The sequence below is a fragment of the Kitasatospora sp. NPDC090308 genome, from assembly GCF_044769485.1.
Classification (GTDB): domain Bacteria; phylum Actinomycetota; class Actinomycetes; order Streptomycetales; family Streptomycetaceae; genus Kitasatospora; species Kitasatospora fiedleri.
The window spans coordinates 1-1065 of sequence record NZ_JBIVXY010000046.1 but is presented as its reverse complement, the minus strand read 5'-3'; the positions used below and the strand labels follow the sequence as shown (position 1 = coordinate 1065).

Sequence of the window (1065 nt, the reverse complement as noted above, 5' to 3'; positions counted from 1 at the left end):
TGTTCTGTCCTGTGAGGTTGGGAACGCGGCTGGCGGGTGGTTGGCCTGCGAGTGCGGTGTGTCCGCGGTGGTGATTGTAGGTGTGGAGCCAGGCGGGGTAGGCGTCGCGGCGTTCCTGTTCGGTGCGGTAGGGCTTGGCGTAGGCCCATTCGTCGAGCAGGGTGCGGTTGAAGCGTTCGACCTTGCCGTTGCTCTGCGGCCGGTAGGGGCGGGTGCGCTTGTGCGTGATGCCTTCGGCTGCGAGGGCGTCGCGCCACAGGTGGGACTTGTAGCAGGCGCCGTTGTCGGTCATGACCCGCCGGACGGTGATGCCGGCCCGGGTGAAGAAGTCGTTGGCCCGGGTCCAGAACGCGGCGGCGGTCTCCTTGCGCTCGTCCGCGAGGATCTCGCTGTAGGCCAGGCGGGAGTGGTCGTCGACCGCGTTGTGCAGAAAGCTGTAGCCGACGCCGGAACGTGTTCTGCGTCCGGCCTGCCGCCCGAGGGTCTTGTGGCCGCCGCCGTCGGGGATGTTGCCGAGCTTCTTGACGTCGACGTGGACCAACTCGCCCGGCGCCGCGTGCTCGTAGCGCCGTATCGGCCGTCCGGTGGCACGATCGAGGTGCGAGAGGCGGGCGAGGCGGTAGCGGGTCAGGACCCGGTGCACGGTGGCCGGGTTGAGCTTCAGCAGGTAGGCGATGCGCGCCGGGCCCCAGCGGCGCAGGACGCGGACCTTGATGATCCGCCGCTCGGTACGGGTCGGGGTCCGGTTCGGGCTGCGGTGCGGCCGACTGGAACGGTCGCCCATGCCAGCCTCGCCGAACGCGCGGTAGCGGTCCGCCCAGCGCATGGCTGTGGTGGGCGAGACCTGGAAACGCTCGGCGGCCCGGCGCAGTGGCCAGCCGTCCTCGACCACGCAGCGGGCCAGGCGCAGCCGTCCGGTCTCGGTCAGCGGTGCGTTACGGTGTGGCATGAGGGCCTTTCTGGTCGCCGGTGCAGATGTCGCAATCCACACCGAGCCAGAAGGCCCTCACTCATTTCAAGATCACCAAGCCGTGAACCCCGTCACCAACCTCCGTGGTCAGAACA

General features: G+C 69.2%; 1 protein-coding gene. It reads right to left on the bottom strand.

Translation table 11 applies throughout. The features are described 5' to 3' along the window. Positions 1 to 949: IS481 family transposase (locus ACIQVD_RS34220; RefSeq protein WP_402292725.1), on the bottom strand; the 949-nt coding region annotated here is incomplete at its 3' end. Positions 950 to 1065 lie beyond the last annotated feature (116 nt).